This is a genomic window from Acidothermus cellulolyticus 11B, from assembly GCF_000015025.1.
Taxonomy (GTDB): Bacteria; Actinomycetota; Actinomycetes; order Acidothermales; family Acidothermaceae; genus Acidothermus; species Acidothermus cellulolyticus.
The window spans coordinates 145,680-163,598 of sequence record NC_008578.1 but is presented as its reverse complement, the minus strand read 5'-3'; the positions used below and the strand labels follow the sequence as shown (position 1 = coordinate 163,598).

The window sequence follows — 17,919 nt, the reverse complement described above, 5'->3', positions numbered from 1 at the left end:
CCGAAAAGAAAGGACACGACATGTCTGGTTTCCGGAAATTCTTGCTCCGCGGCAATGTCGTCGATCTGGCCGTCGCCGTCGTCATTGGAGCAGCGTTCTCTGGATTGGTGCAATCGTTCGTGAAAGATTTCCTGACGCCGCTCATCGGACTCATTGGCGGCAAGGGGCTTTTTGCAAATCGCAGCTTCACCGTGCGGCACAGCGTCTTCAGCTACGGCGATTTCGTCAATGCTGTTATCACCTTTGTCATTGTCGCCGCCGTGGTGTACTACCTCGTGGTCTTGCCGTTCAGTGCCCTGCTGGCTCGTTTCCAAAAAGCGCCCGAGCCGGACACGCCAACCCGGACCTGCCCGGAGTGTCTGAGCGCTATCCCGGCTGCGGCGCGGCGCTGTGCGTTCTGCACCGCGGTCTCCGAGCCGCAGGCAACAGAGTCGTAAGTCGACCAGTACGCCGCCGCTGCGCCGGGCCGAGGGCGCGGGAGTGTCCGCCGAAGGGACCGGAGCGCCGGACGGCCGGCGAGAGCCGAGCGCCCGGCCGTGATTCCCGGCCGCCGAAGCGCGGCGGGCCGCCCGTCTCCGAACGCCGACAGCGTGCGCCGGCGGAGAATGTCCCGGCCACCGGAGCGCGACGGGCTGCCGGAGCGCGGCGGCTCAGTCCTCGTCGAAGGAGCCCTGACGGCCCGCGGTCGCCGGCGAGACGGCGTCCTCGGCCATCGCGTCCGGACCGCCGTCGGACTGAGCAACATCCAGATCAAGGACCCGGGCGTGGACCGACGTTCGTTGCTGCAGCGCAGCGCGGAGGGCCCGGTGCAGGCCATCTTCGAGGTAGAGCTCGCCGCGCCACCGGACGACGTGCGGGAAGAGGTCGCCGTAGAACGTCGAGTCGTCATCGAGCAGAACGTCAAGCGCGAGCACGCGTTTCGTCGTAATCAGTTCGTCGAGACGGACCAGTTGCGGCGGCACCGTGGACCACTCCCGCTGCGTGAATCCATGAGGCGGATACGGGCGACCCTCTTGTACCGCCTTGAAGATCACCTATGTGCTCCCGGTGTCACTCGTCCCGTCGTGCAACCGAGGACTATTCTGCGACACGCGGTCAGTAACAAGGCGGGCAGCGGACGCCGCGTGGTCACGTCGTCGAAGACCCCGCGGCGTCCGATGCTCGATCCGTACCCTGCATGCCGGCTGACCGTGCGGCCGCGCAAGGCCGAAGGGGTGGACGACGCCGAGCGCGCGGAGAGGAGCGGTACACGGTGAACCGATGCATCCTCACCTTGTCGTGCCCGGATCGGCTCGGCATCGTGCACGCGGTCAGCGGATTCCTCGCCGACCGCGGAGCGAATATTCTTGACAGCCAGCAATTCGGTGACCGCAGCACCCGGCGGTTCTTCATGCGCGTGCACATTGAATGCACCGACCCCCGCATCGGTATCGCCGAGCTTCGCCGCGATTTTTCTGCGGTCGCCGAAGCCTTTTCGATGACCTGGCAAATCCACGACGAGGAGGAACGTACCCGCACCATCATCATGGTGTCACGGTTGGGACACTGTCTCAACGACTTGCTGTATCGCTGGCACATCGGTGCTTTACCGGCGGATATCGTCGCGGTGGTCTCCAATCACCGGGATTTCGAGGATTTAGCGGCGTCCTATGGAATTCCGTACCATTACATTCCTGTGACACCGGAAACCAAGGCGCAAGCCGAAGACAAACTGCTCGCTCTCGTCGACGAAGCGAGCGTCGACCTCATCGTCCTCGCCCGGTACATGCAAATTCTCTCCCCCACGGTCTGCGAACGCCTCCCCGGGAAAATCATCAATATTCACCACTCATTCCTCCCGAGTTTCCGCGGAGCGCGGCCGTACCACCAGGCCTACGAACGCGGCGTCAAACTCATCGGCGCAACCGCCCACTACGTCACCGCAACACTCGACGAAGGTCCCATCATCGAACAGGAAGTAGCCCGAGTCGATCACACGTACGACGTCGCCCACCTAGCCGAAGTAGGCCGCGATCTCGAATGCCTCGCCCTGGCACGGGCGGTCCGATGGCATCTCGAACACCGCGTCCTGCTCGACGGCAACAAAACAGTGGTATTCCGCTAGGCGAGACGGCCGGCCGGCTCGCTGGCGCCAGCCCCGGCGGGACGAAGCTGGCGATCGGTTCGCCGACGCCGTGCCGGGCGGAACGCCATGCCCGGCGGGAGGAAGCTGGGAGGCGGGCCCCGGCTGGAGCCGCGACGGGAGGAGGCTGGGAGGCAAGCTCCCGGCTGGAGCCACGGCGGGAGGACCGATCAAAGCGCGGCCGCAGCGAGCGAGGTGAGATACGTGATCTGGCGGGTCATCGAGGTGCTCTTCCTGCTCGCGTTCGTCACGGTCGTCGCCATGACGGTCGTCCTCGCCAGCCGCAACCGTCCACCGCGACCCCGCTCCCGGCGTCCCGACCCCTACCGAGTACGAGGACGCTCTCTCGCCTCATGGCAACGATCAGTGATCAGGGAAATCCGCCGGGCAGGCCGCGCGCACGGCCAACGCCGCAGGTGACGTCTCGTCAAGCCACGGCCGCCACTGCCGTCCCGGCTCGACGCCGCGGACGACGCCCGCGCCGACGCGCGGTCCAACCCCGCACGCCGCCTGGCCCAGGCGGGCGCCACCGCCGCCCAGCCCCGCACCGCCGAGCCCAGCCCCGCACCGCCGAGCCCTACTGAGATCACTGAGCCCTCCCGCACCGCAATCCGGCCCCGCTGGCCGCAACCGCCGCACCGCAATCCGGCCCGGCACCCGCCGTTCTACCCTGAAAAGGTCCCGCCCTCGTAGCTCAGGGGATAGAGCAGCGGTTTCCTAAACCGCGTGTCGCAGGTTCGATTCCTGCCGGGGGCACGGATCTGAACCGTTTGACAAACGCGTGACCCGCCGCGTGATCGTTGGTACCCGCGAGAGCCTTGGCCGCCACCACGGCCCGTGGCGCGATGTGCTCCTCCTGGAACGGCGCAGCCCGACCGTCACCTAGCCCGCAAACGCGCACGTCACCCTCAGGCCGAGGGACGTCGCCTCCTCGGGGATGGCATTTCTGCCGCCGCAGAATAATTGACGGACGTCGCCCTCAGACCGAAAGCTGATAACGACGCACCCACGTATGAAGCCCGGACCTACCCGAGGACGCATCCGACGAGGACGTATCCAAGGACTAGTCCCGGATGTCGTACTCCCAGACGCACTGACGTGCGAGAGACCCGGCGTTCAATCCACCCGATATTTGCGATGCGAGCGCAGAGGAAGCAATCCCGACCCCGTGTGAGAGCGATTGCACGGCCGTGCGGCACGGCGCAGGCCAATCCCGGCGATTCCCGGCCTTCGGTGACGATAAGCTGATGCTCCTGATCTCAACGGGCGACTGTCGGTGGGAACGGGCGGCTGTAGATGGAAACAGGGCGCTTGCAAGTGGCAAAGAAGCAGCCGCGGGTGAGAAAAGGCGCGGGTGAGAAAAGGCGCGGACGGAAAAAGGGAGACGCCGATGAACGTGGAAGCCGTGCACCTTGGCAAGCGTTTCGGCAGCCGGGTTGCCGTCGATGACCTGTCGTTCACCCTCGAACCCGGTTCGATCACCGGCTTTCTGGGACCAAACGGTGCTGGTAAGACAACAACGCTGCGCCTGATGCTCGGACTGGCTCGGGGCAGCGGCCAGACCCTCTTCGCCGGCAAGAGCCTGTCGGCGTACCGGCCTGGCACGCCGGTCGTCGGGTGTCATCTCCAGCCGCGCGCCTTCCACCCCAAGCGCCGAGCCCGCGCACACCTCGACATGCTCGGCCGCATCCACTCGGTGTCGCCTCAGCGCATCGATGAGGTTCTGGCGGAAGTGGGTCTAACCGACGTGGCCAACCAGCGCGCGGGCGGCTTCTCCCTCGGTATGGCCCAGCGCCTGGGTCTGGCGGCGGCGATCCTGGCGCGGCCGCCGGTGCTCTTCTTGGACGAACCGATGAATGGGCTCGACGCCCACGCGGTCTACTGGTTCCGCACCTTCCTACGCAGCTACGCAGATCAGGGTCACGTCGTCTTCGTGTCCAGTCACCTGATGAGCGAAATGCAACTGCTAGCCGACCGCGTCATCATCATCGCCCGCGGGCGCCTGGTCGCCGACGAGAAAATGGAGACCCTTCTCCAGCGGTACGGAAAACCGGAAGTGCTGGCGCGGGCCGACGACAACGGGCGACTGGTCGCCGAACTGCACCGCATGGGAATAGCCGCTCACCTCCGGGACGACGGATTCGTCGTGGCAGACGTTGACGACACCGGAATCGTCGCGACCGCCGCGACGACGGCGGCGGTAAAACTCCTGGAATTGCGGCAGGAACGATCGTCCCTCGAACAGGTATACCTCGAATTGACCGCCCAATCGCAGGAATTCGTGCCGTCGAGGAGCACGCCATGACCGAAACCGTCTCGGACAGCCGGCGGACTTCCGCCACGACACCAGTGCCGCGCGGTGTACTTGGGCCGGCGCTCGCGATGGAGTGGGTGCGGGCCCGATCCATTCTGTCCACGTGGGTGATTCTGGGTTGCTGTGTTGCCTCGGCCCTTCTGGCATACCTTGTGGGCCGCGGCCAAGCAGACCTTCGTGAGGCAACCAATGGCAGTCTCGGCAGCGCGTCGCTCGACACCTGGATATCGGTCGTCACGGCGCCGGTCTCTACCACTGCCATTCTCGTCGGCATTTTCGCGGCCATGGCAATAGGGCATGAGTTTCGGTACGGGACTATCGACGTAGTGCTGACCCACCTGCCGCGCCGACGCGTTCTTTTCGCCGCCAAAACCATCACGGTGTGCGGGTACGGCGTGGTAGCCGGCGTCGTAGCGCTTGTGCTGGGCGCCGCCGTCCTCGCTGGCGCCGGGTTGTGGAATCGCGTCGGAGGCGACGCGGTAACACCTGGGCTCTTTGCCGGCCTGATGTGCCGTTCTGCACTCGTGGCCTGTGGCTTCGGACTGGTTTTCCTCGCGGTCACCGCGCTGACCCGGAGCATGCGCTGGGGCATTATTCTGCCCATCATCTGGCTGAATTTCGTGGAAGTCGCGATCGGCGCCGTCCCGGCCATGAACAAGGGAGTCTGGCGTTACGCGCTCCCGTTCCGCGACGCCCAGAGCGCGCTGGACCCGTCGCGCCACGGCTTCGACACTGCCGGTGGCACCAATCCGTGGCTCAGCCTCGGTGTTTTTCTCGCAGCTGCCGTCATCGTCGGGTGGGTCAGTGCGGAGCGTTTCTCGCGGATGGATGTGTAAAACACACCGACAACGCGCCATCGCTCCCAGATAAGACAACGCGAGGCGCGGAGTGCTGCGCGGTCGTACACCGGCGGCTGTCGGCGTCGCTGCAGGACGCCGCCGCGCGCCGAAAGCTGCTCACCGAGTCGCCGGCCACCCGGGAGCCGCTAATCGGCGGTGGATTCATGGCGGACCGCGGCTTTCGCCGCCGCCCAACGAGTCAGCGCCTCCGCCCGTTCCGCTTTGTGATTCACGATCGACAGTCGGGCAGGCAAATCAGCGCAGTACCGACGGCGATAAGCACCGTCAGGGTCAAAGCGCTCCGCTTGGCGATCGGGATTGAAGATCCGGTGGTACGGCGCCGCATCGGTGCCAATTCCGGCCACCCACTGCCAGTTCAGATTATTTGAGGCGATATCGCCGTCAACAAGGTGCCACAGGAACCACCGCGCGCCCCACCGCCAATCGAGATGCAGGTCTTTTACCAGGAAACTCGCCGACACCATACGTACGCGGTTGTGCATCCAGCCTTCGGACAGCAGCTGACGCATTCCGGCGTCGACCAGGCCGTATCCGGTCTCACCCCGCGCCCACGCGGTGAAACGCTCCCGCGCCTGCGGTCCGTCGTCCACGGCCAGGTGACGTCCGATGGGATCCCACGAGTGCCACGCGGCATCCGGTCGGTGCCACAGCACGTCGGCAAAGAACTCGCGCCATGCAAGTTCAGCGAGAAACCGATCCAGCGCAGGACCTTCCACGGTCTTGCGGGCAGCATCCCGCACCGTCCGCGGGTGCAGCGTGCCGAAATGGAGGTCGGCGGAGAGCCGCGATGTGCCCGCCATGTCGGGTCGGTCCCGATGCCGGTCGTATTGCGGCAAAGCACTTTCGCAGAATTGGGTAAGCCGGTCGATGGCAGCCCGTTCGCCCGCCGCTGGCAGGTGTGGCGCGGGGCCTAAGGGGAGATCCCGCCACCACGACGGTGAAACATCGTAGCCGCGCCCGGCAGCATCGACCAGATCCGTCGCCTCTCCATCAGATACGAGTGCGTCGAAGCGGGCGGCCGGTCGCTCATACGGCGCTTCGACAGGTTCGGCCAGCCAGGCGCGGTAGAAAGCGCTGAATACCCGGTAGGGATGCCCGCCGGTCCGCCTGAGCCGCCCGGGGGCGACGCAGTATGGCGTATCCAGGAGGAGCAGTCGCCGGTCCTCCGCCGCAAGACGCTCCGCCACGATGCGGTCGCGTCGCCGTCCATAAGGCGTGGTCTCCCCACTCGCTACCACAATCTCGGCGCCGACCTCGGCCGCGAAGCCAGCCACTATGGCCGCGACCGCAGCCGCGCCGCCGACCCCTGGCGCCCGCCTAAGGGTCAACGCCCCGCCCAGTTGCCGGTCGAGCTCCTCCAGGCAGCTGGCAAGAAACTGCCACCGATTTGGGCCGGCGCCGCGCCCGGCGCGGGGATCGACAACGAAGAGCGGCACGATCGGTTCAGCTCCCGCGGCGCGGGCTGCCGCCACAAGTGCCGGCGAATCAGCCAGCCGCAAGTCCCGGCGGAACCAATACACGATCGGTCTTTTCGTGGGCGGCAATGCGGTGTTCAACACGCCGCCATGCTCGCACGCTCCGGTCGGGGTCACGGAAGGGTCGCAGCTACCAGCCCTCATCTGTGACCCCGGGGCCCACCGGGTGCAGGGCAATTGACGCCTGTCACCGCTTGCGGCCGCCACCCGCGACCACGCACCGGCCGGGGGACGTCCGCCTGCTAGGCCGAGCTGCTGCGCGCCCATAGGGCAACGGCGGCCACGTGACGGGCGTAGGGTAAATCCCGTGCCGACACGTCACGTTACCCCTAACCGGAACCCCCGGCGCCGGTTGGCGTGGGCGGGAGCTTTCACCGGCTTTTATCCGACCAGTGCCGCCGAACTGTCCACCTTCGGACCGATCACACGGTTTCTGTACGCCGCGCGCAGCGTCATCCTGGTCATTTCCGCCCAAGCAGCACTCATCGCCGGACTGCTTGCCGCGACCGACCGGCGGTTCCAACCCGTCCCCTTCCTTTTGCTCTTCATCGCGTTCGTCGTGTTGCATGCCATCAGCAACATTTCCAACGACTACTTCGGTTTCCGGCGGGGGCATGACACGCCGGAATCACCGCGGCGGCGCTATACACTGCATCCCATTGCCAGCGGCGTTGTCTCTCCGCGTGCTCTCGCGGTCGGCATCGGCATTCTCGGGACGGTTGCGCTCCTTATCGGTGGATATTTCATTTTTCTCCGCGGGTGGACGGCCGCGGCTCTCGCCATCGCGGGAGCCGGGTTGCTCTGGGGGTACGACGCTGCACCGCGCGCCCTCAAAGAGCTCGGACTCGGCGAATTCGCAGCGTTCATCGTCTGGGGCCCGCTCATGATCGGCGGAGGCTACTACGTCCTGACTGGGACGTGGTCGGCCGCCGCCTTTCTCGCCGCGGTTCCGTACGGACTCGGCGTTTCATCAATCCTCGTCGGCAAACATATTGACCAACGCGGGTACGACGCCGGCCACGGCCAGCGGACACTGCCTGTGCTGCTCGGGGCAACGACGGCGAGACGCCTCACGATCGGCATGATTATTGCCATGTACGCCGCCGTCGTGGCGGCCGTCGCGTCCGGTCTCCTCAGCGTGGCCACCTTGGTTGTGTTCCTCGCTGCGCCGCGGGCGATGCGGGCGCTTCGCGTTCTCTCCCGGCCTGCACCCGAACAACCACCTCCGGGATACATCGGCTGGCCACTCTGGTTCCATCGGGTCTGCCTGGTTCACAACCGCTTGTACGGTTGGCTCTTTCTTGCCGGCCTCGCCGTCGGGGCACTCTGGCCCGGTTCGGTTCTCTAGCCGCCTCACCAAGAGAAGGCCGCCACGTAGGGAGAATGCGTATCGGAGACCGGCAAGGGAACGCTGGCCTGTCAACAAGATATGCCGCTCTGCACAGGCGATTTCGTGTGTGACGCGTATGGAAAAATGTCGCCCCCTCAGGAGGATTTGTGTCTGACGCAATCACTCAATTGGCAACAGCACTTGACACGACGGAGCGCATCATCGCCGCCATCCGCCCCGACCAGTGGCACAATGCCACGCCGTGCGCGGAATGGGACGTCCATGCGGTCGCCAGTCACCTGGTCCTCGGGCATCGTCTATTCGTCCGCGCCTTGCACGGTGAGGAGTTCGCCGCGGGTTCCCGGCCGTCGGGGCCGCCACAGATCACCGAGGATGTCCGCACCGCGTATCGAAGCAGCGCCGATGAACTTCTCGCCGCATTCCGCGAAGCAGGCGCTCTCGAACGCCTGATCGTCGTCCCCGCCGGCCGTGTTCCCGGACAGGCCGCCCTCTACCTGCGCCTCGTCGAGGCGGTGGTGCACGGCTGGGATCTAGCCCGCGCTACCGGCCAGCCGATCGACTTTCCGGAGGAACCGGTCCGGACGGCGCTGGAATTCACGAAAAAGCGGTTCGCTCAACAGCCTCCCGGGCCTGGTCCATTCGCGCCGCCGCAACCGGTGAGCGAAGGCGCGCCGGCAATTACGCAACTTGTCGGCCTGCTGGGCCGGTCCAGCGCAGATCTGACGACGTGACGGGCGGCCCGCGCCCGCGGGCCGCCCGTCACGTCACACGCCGGTATTGCAGGTTGCTGCCGGCGTCACTGCGACGCCGCAATGTGCGGACCAAGCAGGGTCAGATCGGCAGGGCTGAGGCGGTCGCGTGCCGTCTTGGCCTGGTGCCAGAACGGGTAACGCAGCGGCTGGGCGCTTACCTTGTCCAACCGTTCCCGTTCCTCGGCAGACAACTGCAGATCCGCGGCCTTCAGATTGTCGGCCAGCTGCTCGTCCGTCCGCGCGCCGATGATGACCGTCGTCACACCCGGCCGCCCCAGCAACCACGCAATCGCCACCTGGGCGGCGGAGACGCCGCGGTTCTGCGCAATGTCGACGAGAACATCAATGGTGTCGTACAACTTGTTCTCGTCATAGACCGGCGGCTCGTTCCAATTGCCGAGATGCCGGCCGGATTCGGGGCGGACTCCTCGGCGGTACTTCCCAGAGAGAAGGCCACCGGCCAGCGGACTCCAGACGAGAATGCCAAGGCCCTGATCGATGCTCAACGGAACGAGTTCATCTTCGACGTCCCTAGCCTGCAGCGAATAGTAAATCTGCTGACTGACGAAGCGGGTGAATCCGTGCTTCTCGGAGACACCGAGCGCCTTCATCAACTGCCAGGCAGCGTAATTCGACGCGCCAATGTACCGCACCTTGCCCGAGCTGACCAAGTGGTCAAGCGCTGCGAGTGTTTCCTCCAACGGCGTCTGGCCGTCCCATTCGTGCACCTGGTACAGGTCGATGTAGTCGGTGCCCAACCGGCGCAGACTCGCCTCACAGCTGCGGATGATGTGATGCCGGGAGAGCCCTGCGTCGTTGGGCCCATCACCCATCGGCATCCGCACCTTGGTTGCGATAAGAACATCCTCGCGGGCCACCGGAAGTGCTTTCGCGATGATTTCTTCGGAGAGCCCGGCGGAATACACGTCAGCGGTGTCGATGAGATTGACGCCGGCCTCCAAAGCCATTGCGATCTGACGCCGGGCTCCGTCGACGTCCGTCGACCCGACGGCAGCGGCCCAGCCCACACCTCCGAAGGTCATCGTGCCGAGGGTGAGCGACGAAACCCGAAGACCCGACCGTCCGAGCTGGCGATACTCCATGATTAGCAATCCTCCTAGCGCCGAAGATTTCTGCAACACCACGCGTGTTCGTTGTGAAAAGCTTATCGCCTGGCACCTCGGAGAGGTAACGCGGTCACGACCGTGCAGCGCGGCCCGATTGTTCACCTCACGGCGCCGCCCAGCACCAGTACCGAGCCGGCTATAATAAAAAATTAGTCGCCTCACGTTTCAGGGACACAACGACGTCCTGCACGTCGGCGGCGCGGGGCGAAGTATGACGCGAGACCCACGCACCGTAGAACTTCCGTCAGACAGCTAATCTCCTTGATCTGCTGAACTGCCGCACTCTCTCGATCCGCCGCCAGCTGACTCTGCCGGCCACACGTAAAACCCGCGGCCCGCCTTCCGGCCCAACGAACCGCGCGCAACCAGATCGCGAAGGAGGCGGGGTGGTTCAAAACGGGGTCCCAGTCGACCGGCCAAATACTCAGCAATCGCCAGCCGCACGTCTAGGCCGACAATATCTGTCAACCGCAGCGGTCCCACCGGATGCCGATATCCGAGGGTCATGACAGTGTCAATATCTTCGGGCGTGGCGACACCCTCCTCGACCATGCGTATTGCCTCCAATGCGAGAAGGACGCCGAGCCTGCTGCTGGCAAAGCCTGGTGAATTGTGCACCGTGACAGGCTGCTTAGCCAACGCCCGTACCACGTCGACCGCGTATGCCGCCGCCGTGGACGCGGTCGCTGTCCCGACGACAACTTCGACGAGCGCACTGCTGAGAACCGGGTTGAAGAAATGCAGACCGAGAAACCTATCGGGGCGCGCCATCCCGGCCGCCAGTTCATCAATCGAAATGCTGCTGGTATTCGTCGCCAGCAATCGGGCGTTGGGTGCGTGACGTTCCGCAGCGGCCAGCACCTGCCGTTTCGCCATGACATCTTCGACGACCGCCTCTACGATCAGCCCGGCCTGCCCAATACCCGCGACGTCGGACCCTACCGTCAAGCGGGCGAGGCCATCATCCACCGCCGCGCCGCTGGCGCGCTGGAGCTGCCGTTCCACCCGGTCCCTTGCCTGCTCAGCGGCTGCCTCATCCCGCTCGATCAAGATGACGTTGCATCCTGCACGCAAAAATGCGCCGGCAATGCCGGAGCCCATCACGCCGCCGCCGATGACGGCGATCACCGGCGGCAGAGGCGTAGTCACCGCGGAGCACTCACTGGAAGCTCAGCGGTACATCCGCTTCTTCGGTCGGATTCGGTGTCGGCTGCGTCACGGACAGCAGGCACGGTTGACTCGCGGAGCAAACAATCTTGTTAGCGCCGAACGGCCCCTTCTTCACCTTGTAATCCGCGGTCACATTCCCGTTCGCGTCCGACGTAATAGACACCAGTCCCTCCAAGTCGCAATCTCCCGGACCGGTGTTCGTGCCCTTGTTCGCGCACTCTTCGACAACGAGAGACTCGTGCGGTGAGAACCCGCTGCCGGTCACGTGGACCGTTTGACCGTCGGTGTACGGGCCCGCAGGTGTGATCGAGATGGTCGGGTGCACACCGGCGCCCCCGCTGCCCGCCGATGCACCACTGGACGCCGTCGAGCTCGCGGCGGTCGGTGAGCTGGCCGAGACGGAGCTCGATGCCGACGCGGAGCTCGACGCAGGCGTCTGCGCGGTGGTCGCCTTGTGGGAGCTGCTGCAGGCAGCAAGCAAAAGTCCTGCCGCGACTAGCGACAGGCTGCGCAGCCCGATCCCTGCCTTGGCCCGACCCTCAGCCCGACTCCTTGCACCACGCGGACTCATGGTGACCCTCGGTGTGCCGACCATCGTCCCTGCCCTCCGCCCTCTCGATCTCGCGGATGCAATCCACACGTTCGGAAGATCCGCTTTTCTATATTGCCCCAGATCCCGACACGTTATGTTCGGCTGCATCGCTGCCGCCGTCCGATTCCGGGTCAGTCAACATAGAGTTGTCCGTCCGAGCCTTCACGGATCTTGATCGGTGTCAGTCCCGTCGGCGCCGGACCGTTGAGCACCGCGCCGCTCGTGGCATTGAACCGTGATCCGTGGCAGGGACACACCAGCACCGCGCTCGACGGGTCGTAACCGACGGTGCATCCGGCATGCGGACATACCGCGTCGAATGCGTGAAAAACACCGGCGCTCGGGCGGACGACGATCGCCGGATCGCCGGTCGCCGGATCCTGGAAGCTTGCCGCACCGCCGATCGGCACGGCACTCGCCGGACCGATCCGCACTCCGCCCGACGAGGCTCCGGGAGACGACGCACCGGCGGACGGCCCACCGGCAGGGGACGGATTTCCTGACGCCGCACCGCCGGACGGAGTCCCGCCGGCGGCGGTTCCGCCGGACGGGGACGGCCGGGCCAGGCCGGGCGAACCGCCGCCCGGAAGCGCGGAGGTAGCGCCCGACGTTGCTGGCGTGTAGAGCAGACGACCGATACCCGCCGTCAAGCCGGCCAGTGCCATACCGAACGCACCGAGGAGAACAGCAAGCGAGCCAACCAGCCGGCGACGCATCTCATCAGGCGGAACATCCGCACGCGCGCGGCTCGATGCTCGTCGTTGCACCGCGCGGTCAACCCAGGCATCAAGAGAGAACGGCCCGCCACCCGCCACGAGAAGCGGCAACCAGGCGAAGAAGAAGACGATGTCGGAGCCGGTGTACCACGGATTGCTGTGAAAGCTTACGGTGAGGAAAAGACTGAACGAAATCACGGCACCGCCGAGCGCGGCGATCCGGGTGAAGAGTCCGGCCAGCGTGCCTAAACCGACCGCCAACTCGCCGAGCGCCATGAGAACCCCGATCGCCCAAGCGTGCGACGACAACGGCTGAAGCAGGGCGTGAATCGGGCTGCGCCGCACCGCTCCCAGAAATTGGGCCTGAATCGAGATGGGACTGCGGGCATTGAAGAACGCGGGATTCGCGAGCTTCTGCAGGCCGGCGTAACAGAAGGTGAAGCCGAGGAACGCGCGCAGCGGGAGCAGGGCATATGCGGCACGCTCCGGCCGGCTGTCCGAAACAGAAAGCGGAACACGGAGGCTTCGGCGCTCAATCCGTGCATCGGGTTTGCTGCCCACTAAACGGTCCTTTCATGCCGACCTGCGCGTCGGTGCCGCGGCACCTCCCGGACTGCAACGCTCTGATCGCCCAAGCGCTGCAACAGCTATAACGGTCCACGGGGCTGCGACGTTCGAGCGAAACCGGCCGGACGCGCAGCTGTCACGCCCTGGCGGGCCAGATCTCCACATCCGAGAGCGCAGCCGCCGCGGGTACCCACAGGCAACGGGCGAAGAAACACACCTCCCCCGCGTGTCACGCCTCGACAAGGACCGAGGCAGGTGCCGTGCTGCCCCGGACAACCAACCGCGTTTCCAACGCCGGCACCGAGCCGGCACGTCCCGCGATCCGGTCCAAGAGCATCCGCGCCGCCGCGCGTCCCTGTTCCGCAAGGGCCTGCGAGAACGTGGTCAGCGGGGGCACGGCCCGAGCAGCCTCCGGAATGTCATCAAAACCAGCAACCGAGAGCTCGGCTGGGACGGCGATCCGTTGCCGCATCGCCTCGTCAAGAGCCCCTAGAGCAAGGACGTCGGTCACGGCGAAGATTGCCGTCGGTCGAGGTTCAGCGGCCAGGAGATCTCGCGCCGCTTCCGAGCCAGCCGAGCGGGTGTTCGCCGTGGCGTGCACCACCTGCACGACGGCCTGCGGATCGGCAGCGAAAACCGCGCTGAAGCCGGTGACGCGCTGCCGCATCGTCTGGTGAACCGCGCGGAGCTGTCGCCCAGCGCCGAAGCTGATCACACCGACCCGACGATGGCCGAGATCGTGGAGGTGCCGGGCGACCTCGGCGGCGGCCCGCGTGTTATCAATGCCGATGCGCGGGACGCCCGGCAGTCGCGGCTGACCCCAACTCACCGCCGGCAGCCCACGGCGCAGCACCTGGGTGACCGCCGGGTCGGAAGCCCCCGCCAGGACGATGAGAAAGCCGTCAACAAGCGCTGTGCCGGCCACCGAGCCGGCTTCCGGTCCTTCTTGAGTGGGAAGCAAAAGCAGCGCGTGTCCCCAGGTTGCGAGCTCGGTCGCGACGCCCTGCAGGAATTGCAGCAATCCCGGATCGGTGAACGCATACGGCAGGCGCTCGGTGAGCAGGACGCCGATCGTCTGCGTCCGACCGTGCCGTAGCGACCGGCCGGTCGGATTGGGTCCGATGTAACCCAGCGCCTGCGCCGCGCGGAGGACCCGCTCCCGGGTCTCGGCCGCCACCTGGTCAGGCCGATTGAACACGTTGGAGACCGTCATCCGAGAAACGCCGCACGCCTGCGCAACCGTGTCGAGAGTTGGACGCCGTTCCACGACCGCCACGGTACCGAGCACGATGGTGGCCGCAGCAGCTGGAGAACCGTCCGCGCCATGTCGATACGCTTGCTGTATCGTTACAATCACGTTGCGAACCGAGGAGTGATCCGTGACCAAGCACGAGCTGGCCTTCGCCCTCGGCTACTTCGGTTCACTGTTCGGCGTCGTCATGGTGATTCCACAGATCGCCCGGGTGATTCGCCATCCGGGCCGCGGAGGCGTCTCCGCCTTCACCTGGGGGATCATGACCACCAGCGGACTGGCCTGGCTGAGCTACGGGCTGCGAACCGCCTCACTTCCGCAGGTTCCCGGCAACGCACTGCTCATCACCGGCGCGTCGATCGTCACCATCCTGGTGCCCGCCCGATTGTCCCGGCGCAGCCGCATGCTCCGCATGATCGCAGCCGCAAGTGCCGTGCTCGCGTTGTCGTGGGCCTTACCGGCGGAGCTGGTCGGTTACCTCGGCTTCAGTATTGGCTTGTTCTCCAGCTTGCCGCAGGTGTACGAATCCCTCGGCACCTACCGGTCCGGTGTAATCTCCGGCGTTTCGGTGACGACATGGTTGCTGCGCAGCGGTTCCCAGCTCTGCTGGCTCGGATATGCGCTCCTTGCGCGGGACATTCCGGTGCTCGTGAGCGCAGGAATCGGCATCACGACGTCGGTCACCCTCGTCGCTTTGGAGGGGACGACGAGGCTGCGCGCCGCGTGGAGTGCGGCGTAACGACAACGGGATCGTTCACGGATCACGGCGCGCGGTGAGCGAGCCTTCTACCGCCGGACGTCTGTTACACGATCTTCCCGAGTGGAACAATTCCTCCCGTCAGCGCAAGATCCATCTGCTCTGTGGCAGAACGTACGGATCACCGTGTTCCTCTCGGGAGGTGCGACATGAAACGTTTCGGCGCGCTCAGTGCCCTCGTTGCCCCAGCGGCAGCGGTCATCCTGTTGTCGGCGCCTGCATCGGCTGCCAGTCCGTCGATCACAGTCTCACCGAGTACGGGCCTCGCTTCCGGTCAGACCGTGAAGGTCACCGGCACCGGATTCTCACCGAACGAACCGTTAGTTGTCACCGAATGCGCCGCGAAAGGGGCCTCCACCTCGCAGGCTGATTGCAACCTCAACGGCGTGGTGAGCACAACGTCGAACGCCAACGGAGCGGTATCAGCCAGCATCACCGTGACCAAGGGGCCCTTTGGGCAGAACAATGTCACCTGCAGCGCCACGCAACCCTGCATGATCACCGTTGCTCAGCCGACGCCCAACCCGACGGAGAGTGCCTTTGCGTTGATCAGCTTTGCGCCCTCCGGGGTCACCGCCGGCACCGGCGGCCAAGCTGACCAGCGGCACAACACCTGGTTGGTCACCACGCTGGCGGCGCTAGGCGGTGCCGCCTTGCTTGCGAGCGCCGGTGGTTTCGCGTTCCGCGCCCGCCGGTCAACCCACTAGTCGCAACACCGAAGCCGCTGTCCGACCGCCCGTCGCTGGCGCTCGCTCAGTGCCACAAAGCGCGTTCCCATAAACGACGTGGCCGTTCGGCTGCGCAGCAGCGAACAAACGCACCGAAGAGCCGGCCGTGGGTGGCAACTCATCCAGCTCCCAGCGCAGCCACCGGTGGTGGTTGCGCTGGGAGATTCTTGCCGCCGCTGCCGGCCTTGTTCTGCTCGCCGGTTCCGGGTGGGCGGCAACGCAATCCGGCTACATCACGCCGCGTCCGGCGGGTATCGTCCCCGGCGGACCGCCGTCCGGGAACCAGCCACCGTGGGCCGCCGGGACACCAAACCCTGCCACTGCCGGCAGCGCGTCAGGCCTCGGATACAGCACGCCCACGGCCACCCCCACGCCCGCCACGGCCCCGCGACCGCACGTCCTTCGGCTCGAAATCCCGGCACTGAAGGTCAGCGCCCCGGTCCAGCCCGTCGGCATACTTCCCGACGGAACACTCGGCGTACCGGCGGATCCTCGCGTCGTCGGTTGGTGGCGCCAGGGTGCTGCCCCGGGGGAGGAAGGCACGGTCGTCCTCGATGGCCACGTCGACACCGCCGAAGCGGGACCCGGCGCGCTCTTCTACCTGGACCGGCTTCCCATGGGGTCGGCCGTCCTTGTGCAAACGGACCGCGGCACGTTCACGTATCGCGTTGTCGGACGCCGCGTCTACCGAAAGACCGCCCTTCCCGCCTCGGTTTTCGACCAGGCGACAACTCCGCGGCTCGTGCTCGTCACGTGCGGCGGACCCTTCGACCGGAAGACCGGCCACTACGTCGACAACGTCGTCGTCTACGCCGTCCCCGCGGAGAGGTGAAGCTGCCCGTCCGCACTCGGCTCGGCAATGGCCGAGAGCACCCGCTCGTACACGGCCTCGTAGCCGGCAGCCATCCGCGCCACGCTGAATTCGTGTTCAACGTGAGCGCGGCAATCCCGCGGATCGAGCCGACGGGCCCGGTGGATCGCATCCGGCAGCTCCTCCGGCGTGTCCACCACCACACCGGTGCGGCCGTCCACCACGATCTCGGGGACGGAACCGCGACGCAGTGCGACCACGGGCGTACCGCAGGCCATCGCCTCGATCATGACGAGGCCGAAGGGTTCCTCCCAGCAGATGGGGAAGAGCAGGCAGCACGCAGCTGAGAACAGCTCACGCTTGGCGTGCGCGTCCGCCACGCCGTAGAGCGTGACATCGGGCCCGAGGCGTGGGCGGACGTACTCCTCGAAGTACGCCTTCTCTATCGGCTCAGCGCACTTACCGGCAAGCACGATCGGCAGGCCTGCCGCTCGCGCCGCGTCGATGGCCAGGTGTGGAGCCTTCTCGGGATGGAACCGCCCGATGAACAGTGCGAAATTCTCCTTCTCCGCCCGGAAGGGGAAGGTCTCCACGCGGATCGCGTTGTAGACCGTGCCCACCCACGGCAAGGCCGGTGCGGCCGCGCGCTGCGCCTCGGAAATGCCGACCAGTTTGATCGTGTCACCTAACGCCTCGTAGAGCACTCCGAGATCGCCGGACACCGGGCCGTGAACGGTGACGATGGTGGGTGCGAGTCGCCCGCGGGCGAGCAACGGTCCCGCCAGCGTGTGATCATGAACAAGATCGACGTCGAGACCCTCAAGCGCGCGGGCAACCCGTGCCGCGTGCAGCACTTCAGGGGTCGGCAGACCAAGCTGATCGGAGAGCGGCTCGGGGAAGGTCGGGATGAATCGGGTCGCCTTGGTCCGTGCTTCACCGGCGGCGATCAGGGTGACCTGGTGACCCCGCTCGACGAGACCATCGACCAGATCGGCGACGACCTGCTCGACGCCGCCGTACCCGGACGGGGGGATATGGAAGTAGGGAGGCGCGACCATCGCGATGTGCAGGCTGCGGCGTGCCGGTTGGACCGGTTCCGCCGGACGAACAGCAGACACCACTGCGCTCATAGCGCCCCCTTTCTCGCTACCGAACGGCGACGAGCATGCGGAGCCGGCGATGCGCCGACACCGGGGTCGGTGCGCCATGTCCAGCACTAACGATTCAAAGATCAAGGCGGATGCCGGCGCCGGACGCTCTCGCCGAATCCATCAGCCTGATTACCCGGCAGAAAAGTTACGAAACCGCAATATCCGGTGTCAAAT

At 66.0% G+C, this 17,919-nt stretch carries 17 protein-coding genes and 1 tRNA gene; 10 read left to right on the top strand and 8 right to left on the bottom strand.

Translation table 11 applies throughout. The features are described 5' to 3' along the window. Positions 1-20 precede the first annotated feature (20 nt). Positions 21-437 carry a large conductance mechanosensitive channel protein MscL gene (mscL, locus tag ACEL_RS00825; RefSeq protein WP_011718995.1) on the top strand — a complete coding sequence of 139 codons (417 nt, stop codon included), beginning with the start codon at positions 21-23 and terminating at the stop codon, positions 435-437. A 213-nt stretch (positions 438-650) separates the two neighbouring features. On the opposite strand, the gene ACEL_RS00820 is transcribed toward mscL, so the two are convergent. Beyond that, a complete protein-coding gene (locus tag ACEL_RS00820) occupies positions 651-1,034 on the bottom strand; it encodes a type II toxin-antitoxin system VapB family antitoxin (protein WP_011718994.1) in 384 nt (127 codons plus the stop codon). A gap of 218 nt (positions 1,035-1,252) precedes the next feature. Between ACEL_RS00820 and purU the strand changes: the two genes are divergently transcribed. The 4 genes from purU to ACEL_RS00795 all read left to right on the top strand — a co-directional run bounded on the left by purU (position 1,253) and on the right by ACEL_RS00795 (position 5,272). Then, positions 1,253-2,104, top strand: coding sequence for a formyltetrahydrofolate deformylase (purU, locus tag ACEL_RS00815; RefSeq protein ID WP_011718993.1), 852 nt, complete (start codon positions 1,253-1,255; stop codon positions 2,102-2,104). A 701-nt stretch (positions 2,105-2,805) separates the two neighbouring features. Next, positions 2,806-2,878, top strand: a tRNA-Arg gene (locus tag ACEL_RS00810). A gap of 634 nt (positions 2,879-3,512) precedes the next feature. Next, positions 3,513-4,427: an ABC transporter ATP-binding protein gene (locus tag ACEL_RS00800; RefSeq protein ID WP_041834850.1), complete on the top strand. Its 915-nt coding sequence runs from the start codon at positions 3,513-3,515 to the stop codon at positions 4,425-4,427. Further along, positions 4,424-5,272 carry an ABC transporter permease gene (locus tag ACEL_RS00795; RefSeq protein WP_011718991.1) on the top strand — a complete coding sequence of 283 codons (849 nt, stop codon included), beginning with the start codon at positions 4,424-4,426 and terminating at the stop codon, positions 5,270-5,272. The genes ACEL_RS00800 and ACEL_RS00795 overlap by 4 nt, the downstream gene beginning before the upstream one ends. 149 nt (positions 5,273-5,421) lie before the next feature. Here the strand turns inward: ACEL_RS00795 and ACEL_RS00790 are convergent, their stop codons facing one another. After that, complete coding sequence (locus ACEL_RS00790) at positions 5,422-6,855, bottom strand: cryptochrome/photolyase family protein (protein WP_049751314.1); 1,434 nt, start codon at positions 6,853-6,855, stop codon at positions 5,422-5,424. A 223-nt stretch (positions 6,856-7,078) separates the two neighbouring features. Between ACEL_RS00790 and ACEL_RS00785 the strand changes: the two genes are divergently transcribed. Both ACEL_RS00785 and ACEL_RS00780 read left to right on the top strand, forming a co-directional pair. Next, on the top strand, positions 7,079-8,119 hold the full coding sequence (locus tag ACEL_RS00785) for a prenyltransferase (protein ID WP_011718989.1): 1,041 nt from the start codon (positions 7,079-7,081) through the stop codon (positions 8,117-8,119). 149 nt (positions 8,120-8,268) lie between these two features. Then, entirely contained in the window at positions 8,269-8,853 is a 585-nt protein-coding gene (locus ACEL_RS00780) for a TIGR03086 family metal-binding protein (RefSeq protein ID WP_011718988.1), read from the top strand. Positions 8,854-8,918: 65 nt separating this feature from the next. On the opposite strand, the gene ACEL_RS00775 is transcribed toward ACEL_RS00780, so the two are convergent. The 5 genes from ACEL_RS00775 to ACEL_RS00755 form a co-directional block, all read right to left on the bottom strand. Continuing rightward, positions 8,919-9,977 (bottom strand): aldo/keto reductase, encoded by a 1,059-nt coding sequence (locus ACEL_RS00775; RefSeq protein ID WP_011718987.1) that lies wholly within the window; start codon positions 9,975-9,977, stop codon positions 8,919-8,921. Between the two features lie 276 nt (positions 9,978-10,253). After that, positions 10,254-11,150, bottom strand: coding sequence for a 3-hydroxyacyl-CoA dehydrogenase family protein (locus ACEL_RS00770; protein WP_011718986.1), 897 nt, complete (start codon positions 11,148-11,150; stop codon positions 10,254-10,256). A 10-nt stretch (positions 11,151-11,160) separates the two neighbouring features. After that, positions 11,161-11,496 carry a neocarzinostatin apoprotein domain-containing protein gene (locus ACEL_RS12190; RefSeq protein WP_011718985.1) on the bottom strand — a complete coding sequence of 112 codons (336 nt, stop codon included), beginning with the start codon at positions 11,494-11,496 and terminating at the stop codon, positions 11,161-11,163. A 398-nt stretch (positions 11,497-11,894) separates the two neighbouring features. Then, on the bottom strand, positions 11,895-13,040 hold the full coding sequence (locus tag ACEL_RS11270; RefSeq protein WP_011718984.1) for a Rieske 2Fe-2S domain-containing protein: 1,146 nt from the start codon (positions 13,038-13,040) through the stop codon (positions 11,895-11,897). A gap of 235 nt (positions 13,041-13,275) precedes the next feature. Next, positions 13,276-14,403, bottom strand: coding sequence for a LacI family DNA-binding transcriptional regulator (locus ACEL_RS00755; protein ID WP_011718983.1), 1,128 nt, complete (start codon positions 14,401-14,403; stop codon positions 13,276-13,278). Between the two features lie 22 nt (positions 14,404-14,425). On the opposite strand from ACEL_RS00755, the gene ACEL_RS12185 reads away from it, so the two are divergent. The 3 genes from ACEL_RS12185 to ACEL_RS00740 all read left to right on the top strand — a co-directional run bounded on the left by ACEL_RS12185 (position 14,426) and on the right by ACEL_RS00740 (position 16,615). Then, positions 14,426-15,037 carry a PQ-loop repeat-containing protein gene (locus tag ACEL_RS12185; RefSeq protein ID WP_011718982.1) on the top strand — a complete coding sequence of 204 codons (612 nt, stop codon included), beginning with the start codon at positions 14,426-14,428 and terminating at the stop codon, positions 15,035-15,037. Positions 15,038-15,204: 167 nt separating this feature from the next. Then, positions 15,205-15,762 carry a neocarzinostatin apoprotein domain-containing protein gene (locus ACEL_RS11265; protein ID WP_011718981.1) on the top strand — a complete coding sequence of 186 codons (558 nt, stop codon included), beginning with the start codon at positions 15,205-15,207 and terminating at the stop codon, positions 15,760-15,762. A gap of 127 nt (positions 15,763-15,889) precedes the next feature. Further along, positions 15,890-16,615 (top strand): class F sortase, encoded by a 726-nt coding sequence (locus ACEL_RS00740; RefSeq protein WP_011718980.1) that lies wholly within the window; start codon positions 15,890-15,892, stop codon positions 16,613-16,615. Here ACEL_RS00740 and ACEL_RS00735 read toward each other — a convergent pair. After that, on the bottom strand, positions 16,591-17,724 hold the full coding sequence (locus ACEL_RS00735) for a glycosyltransferase family 4 protein (protein ID WP_011718979.1): 1,134 nt from the start codon (positions 17,722-17,724) through the stop codon (positions 16,591-16,593). The genes ACEL_RS00740 and ACEL_RS00735 overlap by 25 nt on opposite strands. Positions 17,725-17,919: the final 195 nt, after the last annotated feature.